The organism is Ideonella sp. P3_A4, from assembly GCF_056403075.1.
The window spans coordinates 1-696 of the sequence record NZ_JBFUGE010001299.1; the positions used below are offsets into that span (position 1 = coordinate 1).

1 protein-coding gene is annotated in these 696 nt (G+C 65.8%); it reads left to right on the forward strand.

Annotation, left to right across the window (positions count from 1 at the left end; all coding sequences use genetic code 11):
• Positions 1 to 216 precede the first annotated feature (216 nt).
• Positions 217 to 696 (forward strand): adenylate/guanylate cyclase domain-containing protein (locus tag AC1DYI_RS37660; RefSeq protein WP_477209153.1); only part of this gene is annotated, 480 nt, incomplete at its 3' end.

Here is a 696-nt window from a genome sequence, read left to right on the forward strand (position 1 = left end):
CTCGTCGGTCGGCGGGCGTCAGCCCGCGATGCAGCTTGCGCTACAAGCACCGGACCTATTTGGACAACATTTGATCCCCCCGGGTCAAATGTTGCGGGCGCAGCCCGTTCGGAGCTTGTGCCACAGGCTTCGGACCTACCTCGATAACATCTGAGTACAGGGCCCTCTCAGAGAGCCCCCGCCAACCCCTGGTTGGCAGGCTAAACTCATCGACGCATGGCCACCATCAAGCGTCGCACCGTCCTGTTCGCCGATCTGCGCGGCAGCACGGCGCTGTACGAATCTCTCGGCAACGCGCAGGCCACCGCGGTTGTCACCCAAACCATCAATGCGCTGGCTCAGCGCGTGCCTGCCATGGGCGGGCAGCTCATCAAAACACTGGGCGACGGCCTGATGGCCGTGTTCTCGGTGCCGTCGATGGCCGTGGCCAGCGCGATGCAGATGCACGATCTGCTGGAATCCACTGTTGCAGCGCCGCATGCGGCGCCTGGCGTGGCCCGACTGCGCCTGCAGATCGCGTTGGCGCTGGGCGAAGTGGTCGAAGTCAACAGCGACTGCTTCGGCGATGCAGTCAACGTGGCCGCCCGCCTGCTCGACCACGCCGGCGACAACGAGACGCTGATCACCGGCGACCTGTACGACGAGCTGCCGCTGGACACCCGCGCCGCCTACCGCTCCCTCGACCGCGTCCACCTG